This is a genomic window from Arthrobacter sp. MPF02 (genome assembly GCF_046605375.1).
Lineage (GTDB): Bacteria > Actinomycetota > Actinomycetes > Actinomycetales > Micrococcaceae > Arthrobacter.
In genome coordinates, this window is record NZ_CP176772.1 from 1,866,962 (window position 1) to 1,885,314 (window position 18,353).

The window sequence follows — 18,353 nt, forward strand, 5'->3', positions numbered from 1 at the left end:
TCAATGTCCTTCGTTGGCAGATGGCTTGGTTGTTGTGGAGCCTGAAGAAAGTTCGGGGGCGATGCCGACGCAGAGCCAGGCGGTGATCTGGCGGGCCATCGCTTCCTGGCCGGGCTTGGCAGGGGAGTCCGGCGTGCTGAGCCACTGCTCGCCGGCGTTGCGCACCAGTCCGATGGCTGCTTTGGGCCAGTAACCGATGACTGTTTCCTTTCCGTCGCCCAGGTGCGAGCGCATGGGCGACGCAATCATTTCCGCCACGACGTCGAAGAAGTGGCCCAGCGCGCCGGAGACGGGCCCGGAGGTTGCTTCATCAGCCGGCTCGCCGGTGCCGGCCCTCGTGACGAAGCTGTAGACGTGGGGGCTGGTGGCTGCCATTTGCAGGTAGGCGGAGACCATGGCCAGCAGTCCCTCCCGCGGAGTTACGGCGCTTTGCACGGCCTCCTGTATCCGGCGCTGCATCTGGCTCAGGACCACTTCGCCCACTGCCTGTTGCAGGCCCGCCTTGTCGCCGAAATAGCGGTAGAAGACGGACTTGGACGTACCCGCTGCCGCGGCAATGTCTTCCATGGAAGCGTCGCTTCCCAGTGCGTGCACGGCCCGCCGCGCTTGCTTGATCAGTTCCCGCCGGCGTTCCTCCCGGTGGCTCTGCCAGCGCGAGGAACGGCCGTCAGCGCCGGTTGCAGGGGCAGGCAGGGTCAGGTGGGGGTCGGGAAGATTCACGATACCCAGCGTATCAGGTACGCTGGGTATCGGTAATCGCTCGTAACCAGAGGAGACAGCCATGTCCACTGACGGACAGTCCATTCCTGCCGCCGAAGCAGCAGCCGCTTCCGCCCCCGCCCTCCGGCGGGCCGTCGTCGTAGGAGGCAACCGGATACCATTTGCGCGTGCCGGCGGCTCCTATGCGAAGTCCTCCAACCAGGACATGCTGACGGCCGCGCTGGACGGCCTGATCGCACGCTTCGGCCTGCAGGATGAGCGGCTGGGGGAGGTGGCCGCCGGCGCCGTGCTGAAGCACTCACGCGATTTCAACCTCACGCGGGAGGCAGTCCTCGGCTCGGCACTGTCCCCCGAAACGCCCGCCTACGACCTTCAGCAGGCCTGCGCCACTGGCCTCGAAACCGTGGTGGGGCTGGCCAACAAGATCAGGCTTGGCCAGATTGAGTCAGCTATCGCAGGCGGTGTGGACTCTGCGTCGGACGCACCCATCGTGGTCAGCGAGGGGCTGCGGGAAGTCATCCTCGACCTCAACCGGGCCAAGACTGTCCCGCAGCGCCTGCAGATCCTGGCACGGCTGCGGCCCAAGGACCTCGCTCCGCTGGCACCCGGCACCTCCGAACCTCGAACCGGCCTGTCCATGGGAGAACACCAGGCCCTCACGACGGCCCAGTGGAAGATATCGCGCGAAGCCCAGGATGAGGTGGCGCTCAACAGCCACCGCAACCTGGCTGCCGCGTACGAGTCGGGGTTCTTCGATGACCTGGTGACGCCGTACCGCGGGCTCACCCGGGACGGCAACCTGCGCGCCGACACCTCCATGGAAAAGCTCGCCGGCCTGAAGCCGGTGTTCGGCAAGAGCCTGGGGGCCGAGGCCACCATGACCGCCGGCAACTCCACACCCCTCACCGACGGTGCTTCCACCGTGCTGCTGGCCTCGGACGAGTGGGCCGACGCCCGCGACCTGCCCAAGCTGGCGGCCGTGGTGGACGCGGAAGCCGCGGCGGTGGATTTCGTGCACGGCAAGGACGGACTGCTGATGGCGCCGGTCTTCGCCGTTCCCAGGCTCCTGGCCAGGCACAATCTCACTCTCGCGGACATCGACTTCTTCGAGATCCACGAGGCGTTCGCGGCCACCGTCCTGAGCACGCTGGCCGCCTGGGAAGATGAGGAATTCGGCCGCACCCGCCTTGGCCTGGACGGCGCTTACGGCAAGATCGACAGGGCCCGCCTCAACGTCAATGGATCTTCCCTGGCAGCCGGCCATCCGTTCGCAGCCACAGGGGGCAGGATCGTCGCTTCCCTGGCCAAGCAGCTGCATGAGAAGGGCAGCAGCGACGGCCGGCCGGCCCGCGGGCTGGTATCCGTCTGCGCAGCGGGCGGGCAGGGCGTCGTCGCTATCCTCGAATCGCTGTAAGGGGACATTGATGACTGACAAGTACGCCCAGTTGGTAAACCAGGGCATTGGCCGGAACGTTGCCAGGAAGCTGGGCCTGCCGCAGCCGGCGGTCCTGCGCAGGTACCGGCCAGGGCAGGCCCTGATCACCGGACCTGTTGTGGTGCAGGGGGACTCCGCGGCCGCCGATAAGCTCGCCGCCGAACTGCTCACCTGGGACCTCGACGTCCGGCGGCACGCCGTCCCGCGGGAAAAGCTTGGCGCCATCATCCTGGTGCTGGACGAGGTGGCCCACCCGGAAGACCTGGAAAGGCCGGTACTCGCGGCAGCAGGTTCGCTTCGCGACCTGGATGCCGGTGCCCGCCTTATCACGGTTTCCCGGCCCGCGGCTGAAGCCGGTACGCCCGCAGCCGCTGCCGCCCGGCAGGGGGTGGACGGGTTCCTGCGCTCGCTGGCCAAGGAACTCCGCGCAGGGGCCACGGGCAACGGCATCCTCCTCGCCGAAGGCGTGGAAGTGACCAGCCCGTCAGCACTGGCAGCAGTCCGGTTCTTCCTGTCCGGCCGGTCAGCCTTCGTGGACGGCCAGTTCCTGACGGTATCGGGCAACGGCGGAAGCCTTCCCGACGACGCGGACAAGCCCCTGGCGGGCAAGATCGCCGCCGTTACGGGCGCAGCACGGGGAATAGGCGCTGACATCGCCCGCACCCTCCACCGCGACGGCGCCATGGTCATCCTCGTGGACCTCCCCGCAGCCGGTGACCATCTGGCGGCTGTGGCCAATGAGGTCAAGGGAACCGCCCTGCAACTGGACATCAGCCGGGAGGATGCCGGCAGGAAGATCATCCAACACGCGGTCCAGCGGCACGGACGGCTGGACGTCATGGTCCACAACGCGGGTATCACCCGCGACAAGCTGCTCGCCAACATGGACCATGGGCGCTGGCATCCGGTGATCAACATCAACATCGCCGCTCAACTGCGCATCAACGAGGCGCTCCTCGCATCTGAACACTTTGGACCGGCTCCGCGTATTGTTTCTGTTGCGTCCACCAGCGGCATTGCCGGCAACAGGGGGCAAACCAACTATGCCGCGTCCAAGGGGGGAGTCATGGGAATGGTCCGGGCCACCGCACCGCTTATCGCCCAAGCCGGGGGTTCCATCAACGCCGTCGCCCCCGGGTTCATCGAGACCGAGATGACTGCACGGATACCGTTCGCGCTTCGGGAAATCGCCCGCCGCGCAAATTCACTGCAGCAGGGCGGCAGGCCGGGGGACGTTGCGGAAGCCATCGCATTCCTGGCGAGTGATGCCGCCGGTGGAATCAATGGTGAAGTGCTGCGGGTTTGCGGGCAGAACATGGTGGGCGCATGATCCCCGTACAGCCGGTCATCCTCGGCGACATGCCGTCGTTGTCCAAGCTGTACGTCAATGCAGCCGCGCAGGCTGCCCGGCGGAGGCTGCTGGGGGCCCAGGACTCGGCGGTCCTTCCGGCGGCAAACCATGAAGTACGCGGAGTCACCGTCGATGTCGCCAACCTGACCGCTTACCAGCACCTGCTGGGGGAGACTGCAAGCGATGTCCTGCCGGCCGGTTTCCTCCACGCCCTGGCTTTTCCCGTAGCCATGAGCGTGATGAACCGGGACGACTTTCCGCTTCCGCTGCTGGGCATGATTCACCTGCGCAACAGCGTGGAGCAGCGCTCGCCGGTGCTCTTCAGCGACGCCCTCGACATCACGGCAGGGGTTCAGAACCTCCGGGGGCACCGCGCCGGAACGCAGGTGGACGTGGTGGCCGAGATCCGTCTGGCAGGCAAGGATGACCTCACCTGGCGCGGTATTTCCACCTACCTGGCCAAGGGGGTGTTCCTGCCGGGGATCGATAAGCCGTCAGCGGGATCCGCAAAGGCAGAGTTTGTGGCCCCGGATCCAACCGCAGTATGGCAGTTGGGGGTCGACGCGGGACGGGCCTACGCGGCAGTCTCCGGGGACTTCAATCCGATCCACCTCAGCGTGCTGTCGGCGCGGGCTTTGGGACTGCGCAGCTCCATTGCCCACGGCATGTACCTTGCTTCCCGGGCTCTCGCGGATGTGGGGTCCGTCCGGGGCGATTCGTTCATGTGGGACGTTGAGTTTGATGCCCCGGTGTTCCTGCCGTGTCGGGTGGCGCTTGGGATCAGCAGCGAGGAGGGCAGTTCCGGCGCCTGGGAGCTTTCCCGATTTGTGGCCTGGAACCCGCGTTCGGGCCGGCGCCACTTCAGCGGTACGGTGGCCGCGCTCTAATATCTGCACCAACTGCAGCCGGGGCAGGCGGGAAGGACAGTTCAGGAAGCCGGACGGAGGGCACGCAGTATGCGGTGCAGGCTGAGCAGGATTGATTCCGACGCCGGGACGGTCCCCTGAACTGCCTGCCGGCCGGCGGTGGCAGCCAAGCAGGCTTCCACCGCCGCCTGGGCTGCGTCATACCGCTGCCGCTGCATTTGCTCGTCCCCATCAAGGTACGAGTGCAACAGTTCTCCGGTGGCGGTCATGGCGTCTGCAAGCGGTCCGCTGTCCTGCACTGGTACCGCGTAGGGAACGCCGCTCACCCAGATAACGTCCGAGAGGATGTCCGTCATGTCCTGGATATGAAACGTCACCCGTTCCAGCTCGCGCAGGTTGCGGTAGTCATGATCCAGGTCCCGCGGATGGAACCTGCGGCGCGGGTTCGCCCTGCGGCTCGCATCCGCTTCCTTCACCAAGTGGCGGACCGAGCGGGCAGCCGAGGAAAGCTCATCCGAGCGCCGGGACCATTCCTCGTGTTCCGGCGGCCATTCCTCCTTAAGCGCAGTGCCCATGTCCGTCAGCTGTTTTCCAAGCGCCCGGCGCAGATCGTCCAGACTGGCTGCAGCCGCGTTCAGGTGCAGCGGAGGGAAAAGCAGGAAGTTCACCGCGATGCCTACCGCGACGCCGGCACCCATCTGCACAAGGTAGCCAAAGGAAAAATCGTCCGCGTTGCTGCCGCCGACCAGGAGGACCAGCAGGGCCGCCGTCGGAATCCAATCACTGCCTGAACCTATGCCGGGCAGCCCGCCCAGCAGTACTCCGATGCCCATGAAGACCGCCACTGTCAGCGGTGAAGGGTCCGCAATATTCACCAGAAGCACAGCAAGCCCGATCCCCACAGCGAGGCCGGCGAGCGCCTGAAGGCCCTGCCTGACCGAACCCGCCACATTGTGGTACATCGCCACCAGCGCCCCCAGGGGCGCATAGTAGGCGTAGTGGGCAGCAGCCCCCGGCATCAGCGGCGCAATCATGAACGCCACCCCTGCCGCAACCGCCGCCTTGGCGGCGAGCTGGAGCCGCTGGGCGGCGAAAGCGGCGCTGAGTCCCGCCGTCGCGCGTTTCAAGACATGGGTCCCCTTGGCCCACCGGACTGCCGGACGTGCTTCAGAATCACCCATCGCCCCCACCCTAGGCCGCCTTTCACCCTGGGGACAAAGGCGCTGGTCAAGCCCGAGTGGGCCAAGGGAAACTACGCCAGCGCTGCCGCAGCGCGCCGGACCTCGGCTGCCAGCCGGTGTGCTTTTCCGGGGGTGCGGCCTTCCTCTGCCCGCCGCGGTATGTAACCGAACGAGAGTAAATAGGCGGGATCGGCGAAGCCAAGGGCGGCGTTGGCGCCTTCGTGGCCAAACGCTCGATGGCTGCCGAAGTTCCGCGAGGGGTGCGGCTTCATAAACACGACGGCGAACGCGTTGTCGAGCCCCGAAGAACGGTCCAGGCCCCAGACCTGCTCCTGTGCCATTGCGTCAATGGTTTCAGCCGTCAGGAACGGAGGCTCGCCCTGGACGCCGGTGGTGGCTGCAGCATAAAGCCTGGCCAGTCCGTCGGCCGATCCGACGCCTCCGGCAGCGGACATTCCCGTGGCACGGACGCTGCGGACGTTGGGCAGTTCCATGATCGTGCTGACGGGCGCATTGCTGTTCAGCCCCTCCAGGCTCAGCGGATCCATCCAGGGCTGGTCCGTCACGGGGTCGTAGAGGACGTCCCGGTAGCGCGATTCGGATTCGGCGGGCAAGCCCAGGAAAAAGTCCACTTCCTCCGGCTTGCGGAGACGTCGTTCGTAGAGGCCTTGCAGCGTCTCTCCGGCCGTCCGGCGGCACAGCTCCTCCATGATGATGCCGATGGTCAACGCGTGATAGCCGAACTGCGTGCCTGGTTCCCACATGGGTTTCAATGCAGCCAGGCGCACCGCCGCTGCGGACGTGGTGAATTCATCAAGGCCGAAACCGCCTTCGATGCCGATCAGGCCGGCCTGGTGTGAAAGTGCCTCCCGAACCAGCAACCGGTCTTTGCCGTGCACGCCGAACTCGGGCCAGTACCGCGCTACCGGGCTGTCCAGGTCCAGCAGTCCGTCCTGGACCAACAGCGCTATCACCATGGCCGCCACGCCCTTGGAACAGGAGTAGGCGCCGGTCAGGGTGTCCCTGGCCATGTCCGGACCGCCCGTTAAGGCCAGCACCTGCTCCCCCTGGTGGTATGCGGCCACCTGGGCACTGTAACCAGGGTCCTCTGCGATCAAGGTTGCGAAGAGGTCCAGGACGTTTTCGTATCCGGGCGCCACAAAGCCGTAAGCAGTCTGCACCGGACCAGCTTAGAGGGTAAACGTTTTCCCCAGCTAGGTACGGAGCTTATTCCGCTCCGTGTCCCGGCGCGACTTCCTCCCCGGGCGTTACCGGACCCGGCGGCGTACCGTCACCAAACGGCCGGCCGCCCAGGCGGTCCCGGCCGTGGTCCTCGAGCCAGCCGCCCAGTGCGGGTCCGGCGGGGACGATTCCGGTGGGATTGATGTCCTCGTGAACTATGTAGTAGTGCTGCTTGATTTGGACGAAATCGATGGTGTCACCGAATCCGGGCGTCTGGAACAGGTCCCTGGCGTAGCCCCAGAGGGCGGGCATCTCGCTGAGCTTCTGGCGGTTGCATTTGAAGTGCCCGTGGTAAACGGCGTCGAACCTGGCCAGGGTGGTGAACAACCTGACATCGGCTTCGGTGATGGTCTCACCCACCAGGTAGCGCTGGCGGGAAAGCCGCTCCTCCAGCCAGTCCAGCGCCACCCAAAGGCGTTCATACGCGGCGTCGTAAGCTTCCTGGGATCCTGCGAAGCCGCACCGGTACACACCATTGTTGACCTCGGTGAAAACCCGCTTGTTCACCGCGTCTATCTCTTCCCTCAGCTGTTCAGGGTAGAGTCGGGGCGCGCCGGTCCGGTGGAACTGCGTCCACTCGGTTGAAAAGTCGAGGGTGATCTGCGGGAAATCGTTGGTTACAACCTCCCCGCTGGCCACGTCCACGATGGCCGGGACAGTGATACCGCGCGGGTACCCGGGGAAGCGCTTGAAATAGGCCTGCTGCAGGCGTTCTATGCCCAGGACAGGGTCAACTCCGCCGGGATCAAGGTCGAAGGTCCAGGATCGTGCATCGTGGGTGGGACCGGGCTGGCCCAGGGAGATCACGTCCTCCAGGCCCAGCAGGCGGCGGACAATGACGGTCCTGTTGGCCCAAGGGCACGCCCTGGCCGCAATAAGGCGGTAACGGCCGGCCTCCACCTGCCAGCCGGGTTCCCCGTTAGGCCCCGGCCTGCCGTCGCGCGTGATGCGGTCCTCGATGTAGTTCGTATCGCGGGTGAACTCCGCGCCGCCGGTGACATAAGCGCCACGGGTGCTGTGTTCAGCCGTCCTGTCATTGGTGGCCTGCTGGATGCTGTCCGTTTCCTGGCTCATGGCCTTAGCCTAGACGCCGCGGGCAAGGATCGTGGAGACGGGCTGCAGGGCGACCACCCATGAACCGGTGACGAGTGCCGCAAAAAGGACGATCCATACGACGGAGGGCACTGCCGTCGCGCGGTAGAGGAGATAGGCGTCGGAGGTCGCAAGCCGCTCCCTCCTGTGAACGTGTACGTGGGCCAGTTTTATGACGTCCCGCACCGCCGCGACCAGCAGCGCCAAACCCAGTATCACCGCGGCATGACCCACAAATTCATCGGGCACCAGCAGGATCAGGGCAAGGGTGCCGGCAATGGCCAGGGCGGTTATGGCGAAGCCTGCCATGTTCCGGAGGAAAAGCAGTGACGCGGCCAGGGCCAGGACGCTTCCGGCGAAGGCGGCCGGCCCCCAGCCGTTGAAGCCGCAGGCCACAAAGGCGGCACCCACAACCGCCGGAACAGGATAACCCCAAAAGCAGGACCAGGCGGCAGCCGCCCTGCTGCGGCTGTAAGTTGTGGTTGTCCCTGAGTGATCGAACCGCAGCCGGATCCCGGACAAGCGCTGCCCGCTGCTGACAGCTGCAAAGGCGTGGCCCAGCTCATGGACCACGGTGGCCAGGAGACCGAAGTACCTCCAGGAGCGGCGCGGGATGGAGAGGGCGGCCGCAACCAGCACCGCGAGTACGAGCTCCGTCATGGTGATAGCCGGAGGTTCGGCACGGGAAAGTGAATCAGCCAGTGCTTGGAAGACGCCGCCGGGCAGGTCGTTCATGCGCCACTTCGGAGATGGGCCGGAATTTTCTTAGCCATAAACGTCAACCGTAGCGGGGGCAGCTGCAAGCCGGCCTAAAAGCGGAAAGGCACGCTGTCGTGCAGCGTGCCTTCGAATCCACCGGTGCCATGGATCTGTCCGGAGCACCTGGAGAGGAATTTTGTCCTAGCCCTCGCACTCCGTGCAGTAGCTGTGCCCGTCCTTTTGGCGGGCGATCTGCGACCGGTGACGGACCAGGAAGCAGGAGTAGCAGGTGAACTCGTCTTCGGCCTGCGGAATGACCTGCACCACGAGTTCCTCGGCCACGAATTCGCCGCCGGGGACGCCGGCGCCGTCGAGCCCGTCAGCCTCGTCCAGCTCAAGGACTACACTGCGTGCGTCGGGAGCGTTTGCGGACTGAAGCTGCTCGAGGGAGTTGTCCTGCGATTCCTTGACGTCGGAACGCAGTTCATCGTAATCGGTTGCCACTTTAGGTGTTTCTCTTTTCTTTCGTTCGCCTGTCGGGTATGAAACGTACAGCATCAGGCGGGTATTCCCCAATAGGCGGAGTATATTTGCGCCGCCTGGGTACAGGTTCTGGGAGGCGGCCACCCGGCTTGTGACCCAGGCGTGGCTGCACGAGCAGCGGAGGCAGGCGGATCCAACGCGGTCTCCGCCCGATCGAAGGGGCGTTTGTGGAGCAGCTGACTGCAGAGTTCGGCGGTGCCGGCCAGGTAGGCACCGGGGTGGGGCCTGTGCTGGAAAAGTTCGAGGACGTGTCAAGGATCGTTGTGCTGCGCGGGGGCGGGCTGGGCGACCTGATTTTCGCCATCCCCGCCATGGCCGCGCTGAAGGCCGCGTATCCCGGGGCAACCCTGACCCTGCTGGGCACGCCTATCCATAAGGCGCTCCTGGCGGCAGTGAAAAGTCCCGTAGACGAGGTTCAGGTCCTTCCTTATGCCGAAGGCGTACGGCCCGGCCCGGAGGACCCGGAAGACCTGGAACGGTTCTTCGAGGAGATGCGGGCCCGCCGGTTCGACCTCGCGGTCCAGGTGCACGGGGGCGGACGTTATTCGAACCCCTTCCTTTTGCGGCTGGGCGCCCGCCACACCGTGGGCACCCGTACGCCGGATGCTGCCAGCCTGGAACGGACCATCCCGTACATCTATTACCAGAACGAGCCGCTCCGGGCGGTGGAGGTAGCCGGCTTCGCCGGGGCTTACCCTGTTGACCTTGAGGCCCGGCTTGAGCCTGTTGCGGGACCGCAGCAAGGCATCGCGGCAGCTGACGGCGGCGGCCAACCGCTTGTGGTAATCCACCCGGGCGCCACGGACCCCCGCCGTCGTTGGCCCGTGGAACGCTTCGCGGAACTGGCAGCCACATGTGCTGCCGACGGGTGCCGGGTGCTGGTGGTCGGGGACAAGAGCGAAGAGGACCTGGCGGAGCGCATCGCGGGCCTTGCAGGCTCCGCCAATGTCACCTCCGTGGCCGGGCAGCTGGATATGGCGGGCCTGGTTGACCTGTTGGCCAAGGCAGCCGTAGTGGTTGGCAATGACAGCGGTCCCCGTCACCTCGCCCAGGCCCTTGGGGTTCCCACCGTCGGCGTTTTCTGGTTGGGCAACGTCATCAACGCCGGGGCGCTCGGCAGGAGCCTGCACCGCATCCATGCCTCGTGGGTCACGGCGTGCCCTACCTGCGGGATCGACGTCACGCAGGTGGGCTGGACGGCGCCCCGCTGTTCCCACGACGACTCCGTGGTGGCAGATGTGGCAGTCCGGGACGTTTATGAGGACGTCCGAAGCCTCATTGCCACCGGCGCCGGCAGGCAGAACGCATGAGCCGCACGGGAGAGATTCAAACAGGCAAAAACCGCCTGGTAGACGGAAAGCCCGAACTGCTGGTTCTTCGTGCGCTTAAGCTGGGGGACCTGCTGGTGGCAGTGCCCGCCCTCAAGGCACTCCGGCGGGAGTTTCCCGGGCACCGCCTGAGGTACGCCGCCCAGGGATGGCTGTCTGATGCGTTGGGGCTCGTAGGCGGCTATGAACTGCTGCCCACCCACGGCCTCGACGAGCCGCTCGCCATGGACCCGGGGGTGGTGGACGTCGCCGTCAACCTTCACGGCAGCGGCCCGGAGAGCGCGGGCAGGGTTGCGGCGCTTGAGGCCCGGCGCACGATCGGACACAAGAGCGATTTCTTCGACGGGCCGCCATGGCGGCCCGAACTCCACGAGCGGGAACGGTGGGTCCGCCTCCTCGAATGGCACGGCATCGAGGCCGACCCCCTGGACGTTCACCTGGAGCGTCCGCATGTTCCCAGCCCGGTTCCGGGCGCCACGGTTTTGCACGTTGGGGCAGCGTACGGAAGCCGCCTGTGGCCGGCTGACCGGTTCGCCGCCGTGGCCAGGGAACTGGACCAGGCAGGCCACCACGTTGTCTTTACCGGAGGAGCTTCGGAAAAGGACCGGGCGGCAGAAGTGTGCCGGCTGGCGGGGTTGCCGGATGAGGCAGTGCTCGCGTCCAAGCTGGGATTGGCGGAGTTCGCTGCGACGATTGCCGATGCGAAGGTGGTTGTTTCCGCGGACACCGGCGCAGCGCATCTGGCGTCGGCCTATGGGACGCCGTCAGTGGTGCTCTTTGGCCCCGCCCCGCCCGAGATCTGGGGACCGCCCCCGGGGCCGCACACCGTTTTGACGAACGCTGAACTGCGGCTGGGCGAGACGTTCGCGGAGCAGCCCGATCCGGCGCTCCTGGCGGTGACGGTACCGGACGTCATGGCAGCGGTACGGGGCCTGGGGTTGCTGTAACGGAAGCAAGCCGCCGCGGCAGTTTCCACAGGCCCTCCCGGGAACGACGGCCCGGTCATAAAATTGGCCCATGGACACTGAGATGGGAATCTACTTGGTGTTGATGACAGCGCTGCTGTGGATGGTGGTGACGTTTGCCATCCTGTCCGCCATCGACCGGCCGGAAAGAAAAGCCAGGCGGCAGGAGCGGCGGGAAAACCGGACGGGCAGCCGCCGGCGCAAGGTGGAGTACCGGTCCGCCGCGCCCGGGTCGCGTCCGGAGCCGCAGGACCCGCACCCCCGGACACGGCGGCTGCGTCCGCACTAGCGCGGCGGCAGCTTCCCGTTTGCCACCACGTACGGCCACGCGGAAGGGCCGGAGGTCCTCGCGAAGGCAGCAATGGCCTGCGCTATCTTTCGTCCGCCCTGTTCCGACGGCTCAATCGGGTTGGCATAGTCCCCGTCCTCGGAACAAATGAGCCGGAGGTCTATCACCGCCTGGCAACGTGTAAATGCTGCCCTGGTGATGGCGTCGTTGAAGAGGCACAGGGCTGCTTTGACCACATGCTGTTGCGGACCGGATGGGGGAGTGTCGTAAATGGTGCATACGGCGGCGGGGAGGCCAATAGCTGTGACGGCGTCCAGCATGGCGTTGTACTCCTCCGCGAACCGTCCCTGTGCTGCAGCCAGGAGCAAGAGGGCATGGGCAACGGTCTCCGGACGTTCCTGCAGCAGGGAGCCGTGACCCAGGGCGTCGTTGCCGCCGACGCTGACCACGAGGTGCGTTGCATTGTGTGGCAATGCGCCCAACTGCCGCTGGACGCCCGCTATCACGTCGCCGTCGACCGCCAGCAGTGAGCACTGCCAGCCGTCCAGTTCGTGCCTGAGCTGGGACACGACGTCGGGGCTGCCGCCCACGTAGGCGGCATTGTCGAAGATGGAATCACCGAGCAGCACCACATGGCCCGGGACAGCTGCCTCCGGCGCGACTTCCTTCATGCGCCTATCGTGCCGCGCCCGCCGCTGCGTTACCAGTAGGGCAAGAAATGAATTGCGGTTTCCGGCCAGTGTGGCGCAGGCCGGCAGTCGTAGTCCGGCACAAAAAAGGCCTGGAAGATCGAATGATCTTCCAGGCCTTTTTCCTGTGTGCGCGGAGGGGGACTTGAACCCCACTCTCGGCGTGTCGTCCTCAAGAAAATCGTCTAGATCACGGCACTTTTTGTTACTCCGTGTCCCGTCAATCACGCCTAAATTCCAAGTGTTCAACCACGCCAACCACGCGAAATTGACCTCCTCCACCATCTTCCTCCTACCGTCGGCTCCACTCGCTGCTGCCAACGCAATGGTCGCAGTGACCGCCGTCGGTCACCGGGACGCATAGAAAGCGTGACAAGAAGCCGCACTTCAGAGGAGCTAAGCAGTGGCACTACCTGGTACGAATGAACTTTCCACACCTGAACAGCTGGCTGAGCGTCTCGGTGTTTCCCTACGGATGGTGCGCGAGATGTACTACACGAATACCTGGCCCCACCTACGCCTAAACAAGCGCACCGTCCGATTCACTGAGGAGCATTTTGAGCAGATCATCGCGATGAGCGAAAGGCGGCCAACCACGGTTGTGCGCGACGTCACATTGGCCCAAAAGGCTTCGGAGTTAGCAGACCTCTTGGATCGCAAGAAGTCTGCGTAGTCCAGAGTCCGTTTCTCCCCCGTCCTGCTGCCACTCCACGGCTATAGCTCGCCGCAGGCCGCCTCCATCGTGTCATTCTCCACGGGTTTGAGCACGCGGATGTGCTCACGCCCTTCTGTGTGTGGGCGGAGGTCCGGGCACACCAAAAGCGGCAGCGATTTCTGACAAGAGGCGCAGTACAGGCTGACGTAGGTGTTGAACGTGCATGATTCGACGCGCTGATCGAGGAAAGCCGCCCCAAATGCTTCGCTTATGCTCGTACATAATTGGCTACGGCATTTGCATGCACACCCCCGCCCACCACGGAGAGCCTGGAACATGAAGGATATTCAGCAGCAGGGCGGGTCCGCCTCAGCACCATGTCATGCGGTTTACCCTTGCAGCGCGCACACACGGTGGATCGTCTACACCACTCACCTGGTTGTGGAGTCTTCGGAACCGGGCATTCAACCTCTTGAGATCGGACTTGGTGACCTTCGCCGGATCGATTACAAGGAATCAGGGTTTACATCGGCCGGTTTCGCGGAGATCGTCCCCGCCGGAGGTGCCCCTGGAACCAGTACAAGTGATCTCACCTTTCCCCTGTCTGCCGATTCCAAGCTAAAGCAGCAGAGGGAGGTATTCCTCCAGACTCTGGCCGCCGCCGCTCCTCATGTGGTTATCCAGCCGATGGAGCGTTCCCGTGTCAGGGATCTTTCACGGCACCTCACCGCAGTCAGGCACCGGGCAGCCATGGTGGCGGCAACAAATAAGAAAGCCGAACTCATGGATCAGCAGCGCGACGCAGCTGAGGCTGCGGAGAAGAGCGCCGAAAGGCGCGCTCAGCAAAAGGCCATTCGTGAAGTTACAGCTGCTGCCGACCTTCAGCGTTCGCTCATGCGTCCGGACGGAACCCGGGCGCCGGAACCCGCTGCAATCGTCGGTTCTGTTCACGCCGCGCACTTCCGCCTTTACCCCGACGCCATCGTGCTGGTCACCTCAGCCCAGGCCGGGGCAATGCGCCAAGAGATACATTTCGACCCGCACCCCTTGAGCAGCCTGCAATGGAGCAAATCAGAAGAGGGGCGAGGCTACCTTCGATTTCATGAGGCCGGATCCGACATAGACCGCAATGACCCTGATGACCCCAATGCTGTCCGGTGCTCGCCAGAGAAGCTGCAGTGGTCCTTGAATAAAATTCAAGAACTCTATCCCAGCATTAGCATCAGGCAGAGCCAGCATTTTGGTGACATCAAGTCTGTCCTGGCGAGTGCAGGCTGGAGCAAGCAGGAAAAGGTCCTCGCCGCTCTCAACGCCATCGCCGGGTTCTCCCAGGCTAAGCACCTCATAGGAAGCAATGGCCATGTCATCGCCCTGGACTCTGCCCGGAACAGGCTATGTGTCCTAGACCTGAACAGGGCCGACTACCGCGTCTACCAAGCGGCTGATCTGCAGTCGGTCGAGGTCTTTGAATATAGCAAGACATTGACCCGCCACCGCAAAGATGGCCGCGGCGGCCGTGCCCTGGCTACAGCGGGCTTTCTCGTTGGTGATGCCGGGTCAATGCTGGTGGGAATGACAGCAGCCAAGGCTGCCAAGTCCAAGGACCAAGTTCACGAGATCACGCTCCGGATCGAGCTCAGCGACCCAAAGCGTCCCATCTACGATGTTCAGCTCTTCAGGTCAGCAAATTCACCGCTAAAAATGGGCAGCGCGCTGCATGCGTCCATTTCGAGCCAGGCCCGGACCTGGTCTTCGCTACTCACTGCACTCATCCGATACGCCGAATCGCAGGCTGTCGCATCTGTCGCTCCCCAAGCGGCGCCGTCGGCCACGCCTCCTCCATCCGTTGTCGATGAGCTTTCGCGGCTCGCCGCCTTACACTCCTCCGGCCACCTCACGGACGCCGAGTTCGCGACTATGAAAGCGCGACTGATCCACTAAGCGTTTTCCAGCCCCCTGACGCCCCCTTCCCGGGCTGTCAGTCCCCCGCCATTTCGAAGGATGAGTCCTCGGGCAGGGTGAGCTTCTCCATGCCTGCCGGCGGCCATTCCTCCTGCGGCACCAGCACGGTGCGGGCGTTCGCAATCGGCACGTCGTCGCTCATGCGGCCATCGGCCGGGATGTCCGCCAGGGTCATGGCGATCATACCGGGGTGGCCGTCCGGGTCCCGGACGACGGACGTGACCTTGTCGTGGGTGGCGGCACGGGCCACCAGGAACTCCCGTTCCCGGATAACCAGCGATTCAGCGCCCGTGATCGGTTCGAACTCGGTGAGCCCGTACTTGGCGGGGTCCTTGCCCACGATGGCTTCATACTCGTCAGGGTAGTAGCGGCGTGCGGTGGTGTGGGCGTTCTTCACATCTGCCGGGTTCAGGTCCTGGTGGTGGGTGATGGCCGCCTTTGACCATGCGCAGTCCTGTTCGTACCAATCGGCAGGCTCGCGCCAGGCCGGGTCGACCTCCTCGGCCCGTTCCGGGGAGAGCTTGATGCCGCCGTGCCCGGAGGTCCAGACAGCGTCGATGCCGGGAGCCATCATCGAGGTCCCCTGGGCTTTGCCCCACGGAGTGCGGGAGCCTTCGAAAAGGTGGTTGAGGCTGTACCGGGCGGCGCGTGTCCGTGCCGTCTTGGCGTGCTCCTTGGCCTCGTCAAGGGAGTCGAAGTGCTGCTGGGAGCTGATCACCTTGGGCCGGTCGCCCCGGTAGTCGATGACCTCGGCGCGGGCGCCCTCCTCACGGATGTCGGTGGTGACTCGGGCTTCGATGCCGCCGACGTTGCTCAGGAAGGCGTCCGTGTATTCGTCGCCACCGGCTTCCCCCCTGGTGCCGTCGGCATCCCGGTACGGGTTATACCGGGAGGCCGGGGCGCCGAGCGCGGGGACAGCGTCGGAGTGGGCAGGAGCGGTGAACTGGCCGCCGTCAGGGGTGCCGGCGGGCTTGTGCGCTGGTGTGTACGTCATGCCCTTCTGTGTGCGGCCCCGCCATGAACGCATATAGCCACCCCGTGGATCCACAGGGCGGCTATATGTTGGGGAACCCTACTTGCTGGGCGGGAAGTCATCCTCATCGTCGCCGAGATCGAACGGTTCCTGGCCTTCCGGGCCATCGCCGTCCTGGTTCGGAGCGTTCTTGAGGATGTCGTCGCCCTCGTCGGCGTCGGGACCGAAGACCGAGTCCTTCTTCCGGGGGAACTCACCCTCATACGTTTCGTGCTCCCAGGGCTGGTGGTTCCCGTCGCCGTCCTGGGTCGGAGCGTTCTTGAGGATGTCGTCGCCCTCGTCTGGGTCAGAGCCGAAGACGGACTCTGATTCCTTCTTCCGGGGGAAGTCGCCTTCGTAAGGGGTGAACTCCCAGGGCTGGTGGTTCCCGTCCCCGTCCTGAATCGGCGCGTCCTTGAGGATGTCGTCGCCCTCGTCTGGGTCGGGGCCGAAGACGGACTGCCTGGCTGCGGGAAGGTCCACCGGGGATTCGGGGTGGGTGTGCTGGGTGAACTTTCCGGCGTCGCCGCGCGGGTGCTCAGAGGGGTTGAACGTCATGAATTTGCTCGCTTTCTTGCTGAGGGCTTGTCATCGATGGACTCTGGGTGTGCTCTGTGTTTCCATCCCCATGGTGGTCTATCCGTGCAGCGGAACCAAGACGACACGGGTGCCGTGCTTGCCTTGAGTGTCGCGGTGGTCAGTCGTCCTCGTCGTGCAGCTCCCAGCGTGTGCCGGAGGCCTTCTCCACGGCTGCCATCCAGTCCTTGACGCCGGCGACCAGCGGGAAGGGCAGGTCGGAGCTGAACTGCCGGGCGGGGTAGTCGACCACGTAGGCGCCGTCCCGGTCCGCGACCAGGAGGGCGACATGGTGGCCTCCCAGCCGGCGCCGCTTCAGGGTGATCTCATCGACCCATTCGGCCTCGAAAGCCGAGGCACCTGCTTCCTCGATCAGCTCGTTCGTTGCGGCCCAACAGTTGCCCAGGGCCAGACTGGGATCACCCATCTCGGCCAACGTGACCGTCTCGCGCCGGGCAGGGGAATGGTCGAGGATTTCCAGGTCGGCGAAGTCGCCCGGGACTCGTTCCGCCGCAGCTGTACGACGGGCTGTATTGCGGCCGGCAGTGGTGTCCAGTGCCAGCGCAGGTTCTGCGTGGGCGGCCGTGGTGAAGCGGCCGGACGCCGCGCGGGTGCTGGTGGGCAAGGAACGTACTCATACCTGGTTGTGTGCGGCGCCGGCCCCTTCAGCACGACAAAGGGCCCCGCAGCTGCGGGGTCCTGCCGGGGTGTCCTAGTTGTTGTCGCCGCCGTTGCGGATCCAGCTGCGCATCATGTCCAGGGCGATCGAGGTCGTGGCGGACCTGTTGCCCATGTTGTTCTGCAGCCAGGCCAAGTGCAGTTCGGTGTTCATCTCGTCCCGGTCGGCATAGCCGCGGACGGCGAACTGGGACAGTGCCGGACGGGAGGGGTCCTTGAGCCGGCCGGCGATCGCCAGGGCTCCGGCGTCGGAGATCTCGCGCTTGAGGTGCCGGTCACGGCAGTGGCCTTCAATGTCCTGCGGGAGCATGCGCATCGCTTCGGCCCGGACAGCGAGACGGTTCTGCACCGAGGCGGAACCCGCGATCTGCTCGCGGAGCAGCCGGCCCAGGTACTCGTACCCGAAGGTGCCGGGATCACTCTCGTTGTGCAGGGCCGTGACCTTGGTCCCGACCCAGGCGGCGTCGACGATGCCGCCCTCGGTCAGCGGGGCATCAGGGAGCAAGGTGCTGCAGTCGATGCGGACCTCTTCCCAGTCTTCGCTGTCCAGGTCGGCGTCGTACCGGCTGCGGAGGTAGTCCTCGATCTGGGCGCCGTGGCGATCCAGGAAGGCGTCTATGCCGCCATCCGCTGCGAGGTCTTTCTCATCGAACAGGCCCCGGACGTTCACCGTCTTACCGGCGGTCACGATGTAGCCGGAGCCGTCATCGACGTGGGAACGGTAGACATCGATGGTCTCGATGACGTCGCCGTCGGCAAGGTTGTTGAAGTCCTCGGACTCCCCGGGTGCCAGGACAACCGGGCGTGATGCGGGGTCAACGAGGGTGACGCCGGTGGGTTCGGCGAAGACGTGGGCGGCGAATTCCCCGCCGGACGGGACACCCGGGCGGACGCGGTTCTGATTGCTCATGCCCTTGTGTGTGCGGCGTTCCGGCTCCGGTGTCATCGGGCTGCCTTTCCTGCCGTGACGGGGCTGTCCTCGGGGACATGCCGGAGGCCTGAGACGATCATCTCGAGCATGATCTTTTCGTCCCCGGTCAGTGGCCGCACCGCCCGCTCGAAGGGCTTAT

At 65.1% G+C, this 18,353-nt stretch carries 18 protein-coding genes; 7 read left to right on the plus strand and 11 right to left on the minus strand.

Annotated elements, in window-relative coordinates; genetic code table 11:
- The gene (locus ACLH0K_RS08740; protein ID WP_411376378.1) at nt 1–783 is read right to left on the minus strand and encodes a TetR family transcriptional regulator; all 783 of its coding nucleotides are present in this window, start codon (nt 781–783) and stop codon (nt 1–3) included.
- Between ACLH0K_RS08740 and ACLH0K_RS08745 the strand changes: the two genes are divergently transcribed.
- Genes ACLH0K_RS08745 through ACLH0K_RS08755 form a run of 3 tightly spaced genes read left to right on the plus strand, consistent with a single transcriptional unit; the run spans nt 782 to nt 4,393 of the window.
- Nucleotides 782–2,134 carry an acetyl-CoA C-acetyltransferase gene (locus ACLH0K_RS08745; protein WP_411376379.1) on the plus strand — a complete coding sequence of 451 codons (1,353 nt, stop codon included), beginning with the start codon at nt 782–784 and terminating at the stop codon, nt 2,132–2,134. The two genes, ACLH0K_RS08740 and ACLH0K_RS08745, sit on opposite strands and share 2 nt — an antisense overlap.
- Before the next feature lie 10 nt (nt 2,135–2,144).
- The gene (locus ACLH0K_RS08750) at nt 2,145–3,485 is read left to right on the plus strand and encodes a 3-oxoacyl-ACP reductase (RefSeq protein WP_411376380.1); all 1,341 of its coding nucleotides are present in this window, start codon (nt 2,145–2,147) and stop codon (nt 3,483–3,485) included.
- The gene (locus ACLH0K_RS08755; protein ID WP_411376381.1) at nt 3,482–4,393 is read left to right on the plus strand and encodes a MaoC family dehydratase; all 912 of its coding nucleotides are present in this window, start codon (nt 3,482–3,484) and stop codon (nt 4,391–4,393) included. The genes ACLH0K_RS08750 and ACLH0K_RS08755 overlap by 4 nt, the downstream gene beginning before the upstream one ends.
- 41 nt (nt 4,394–4,434) lie before the next feature.
- Here the strand turns inward: ACLH0K_RS08755 and ACLH0K_RS08760 are convergent, their stop codons facing one another.
- The 5 genes from ACLH0K_RS08760 to ACLH0K_RS08780 all read right to left on the minus strand — a co-directional run bounded on the left by ACLH0K_RS08760 (nt 4,435) and on the right by ACLH0K_RS08780 (nt 9,090).
- Nucleotides 4,435–5,553 carry an FUSC family protein gene (locus ACLH0K_RS08760; protein WP_411376382.1) on the minus strand — a complete coding sequence of 373 codons (1,119 nt, stop codon included), beginning with the start codon at nt 5,551–5,553 and terminating at the stop codon, nt 4,435–4,437.
- 71 nt (nt 5,554–5,624) lie between these two features.
- The gene (locus tag ACLH0K_RS08765) at nt 5,625–6,734 is read right to left on the minus strand and encodes a serine hydrolase domain-containing protein (RefSeq protein ID WP_411376383.1); all 1,110 of its coding nucleotides are present in this window, start codon (nt 6,732–6,734) and stop codon (nt 5,625–5,627) included.
- A 46-nt stretch (nt 6,735–6,780) separates the two neighbouring features.
- The gene (locus ACLH0K_RS08770; protein WP_411376384.1) at nt 6,781–7,869 is read right to left on the minus strand and encodes a glutathione S-transferase family protein; all 1,089 of its coding nucleotides are present in this window, start codon (nt 7,867–7,869) and stop codon (nt 6,781–6,783) included.
- Between the two features lie 9 nt (nt 7,870–7,878).
- Nucleotides 7,879–8,622: a M50 family metallopeptidase gene (locus ACLH0K_RS08775; RefSeq protein ID WP_411376385.1), complete on the minus strand. Its 744-nt coding sequence runs from the start codon at nt 8,620–8,622 to the stop codon at nt 7,879–7,881.
- Between the two features lie 165 nt (nt 8,623–8,787).
- Nucleotides 8,788–9,090: a DUF4193 domain-containing protein gene (locus ACLH0K_RS08780; protein WP_066275770.1), complete on the minus strand. Its 303-nt coding sequence runs from the start codon at nt 9,088–9,090 to the stop codon at nt 8,788–8,790.
- A gap of 206 nt (nt 9,091–9,296) precedes the next feature.
- Here ACLH0K_RS08780 and ACLH0K_RS08785 point away from each other — a divergent pair, with 206 nt between their 5' ends.
- The 3 genes from ACLH0K_RS08785 to ACLH0K_RS08795 all read left to right on the plus strand — a co-directional run bounded on the left by ACLH0K_RS08785 (nt 9,297) and on the right by ACLH0K_RS08795 (nt 11,711).
- The gene (locus ACLH0K_RS08785; protein WP_411376386.1) at nt 9,297–10,439 is read left to right on the plus strand and encodes a glycosyltransferase family 9 protein; all 1,143 of its coding nucleotides are present in this window, start codon (nt 9,297–9,299) and stop codon (nt 10,437–10,439) included.
- The gene (locus ACLH0K_RS08790; protein WP_411376387.1) at nt 10,436–11,404 is read left to right on the plus strand and encodes a glycosyltransferase family 9 protein; all 969 of its coding nucleotides are present in this window, start codon (nt 10,436–10,438) and stop codon (nt 11,402–11,404) included. Before ACLH0K_RS08785 ends, ACLH0K_RS08790 begins: the two co-directional genes overlap by 4 nt.
- Before the next feature lie 70 nt (nt 11,405–11,474).
- Entirely contained in the window at nt 11,475–11,711 is a 237-nt protein-coding gene (locus ACLH0K_RS08795) for a hypothetical protein (RefSeq protein ID WP_411376388.1), read from the plus strand.
- On the opposite strand, the gene ACLH0K_RS08800 is transcribed toward ACLH0K_RS08795, so the two are convergent.
- Entirely contained in the window at nt 11,708–12,382 is a 675-nt protein-coding gene (locus ACLH0K_RS08800) for an SGNH/GDSL hydrolase family protein (protein ID WP_411376389.1), read from the minus strand. The genes ACLH0K_RS08795 and ACLH0K_RS08800 overlap by 4 nt on opposite strands.
- Nucleotides 12,383–13,391: 1,009 nt before the next feature.
- Here ACLH0K_RS08800 and ACLH0K_RS08805 point away from each other — a divergent pair.
- On the plus strand, nt 13,392–14,996 hold the full coding sequence (locus ACLH0K_RS08805; RefSeq protein ID WP_411376390.1) for an SHOCT domain-containing protein: 1,605 nt from the start codon (nt 13,392–13,394) through the stop codon (nt 14,994–14,996).
- Nucleotides 14,997–15,033: 37 nt separating this feature from the next.
- Here the strand turns inward: ACLH0K_RS08805 and ACLH0K_RS08810 are convergent, their stop codons facing one another.
- The 4 genes from ACLH0K_RS08810 to ACLH0K_RS08825 form a co-directional block, all read right to left on the minus strand.
- On the minus strand, nt 15,034–16,011 hold the full coding sequence (locus ACLH0K_RS08810) for a DUF7007 domain-containing protein (protein WP_411373268.1): 978 nt from the start codon (nt 16,009–16,011) through the stop codon (nt 15,034–15,036).
- Between the two features lie 78 nt (nt 16,012–16,089).
- The gene (locus ACLH0K_RS08815; RefSeq protein WP_411373269.1) at nt 16,090–16,587 is read right to left on the minus strand and encodes a hypothetical protein; all 498 of its coding nucleotides are present in this window, start codon (nt 16,585–16,587) and stop codon (nt 16,090–16,092) included.
- A 139-nt stretch (nt 16,588–16,726) separates the two neighbouring features.
- Entirely contained in the window at nt 16,727–17,230 is a 504-nt protein-coding gene (locus ACLH0K_RS08820; RefSeq protein WP_411373270.1) for a hypothetical protein, read from the minus strand.
- An 87-nt stretch (nt 17,231–17,317) separates the two neighbouring features.
- Complete coding sequence (locus ACLH0K_RS08825) at nt 17,318–18,193, minus strand: hypothetical protein (protein WP_411373271.1); 876 nt, start codon at nt 18,191–18,193, stop codon at nt 17,318–17,320.
- Nucleotides 18,194–18,353 lie beyond the last annotated feature (160 nt).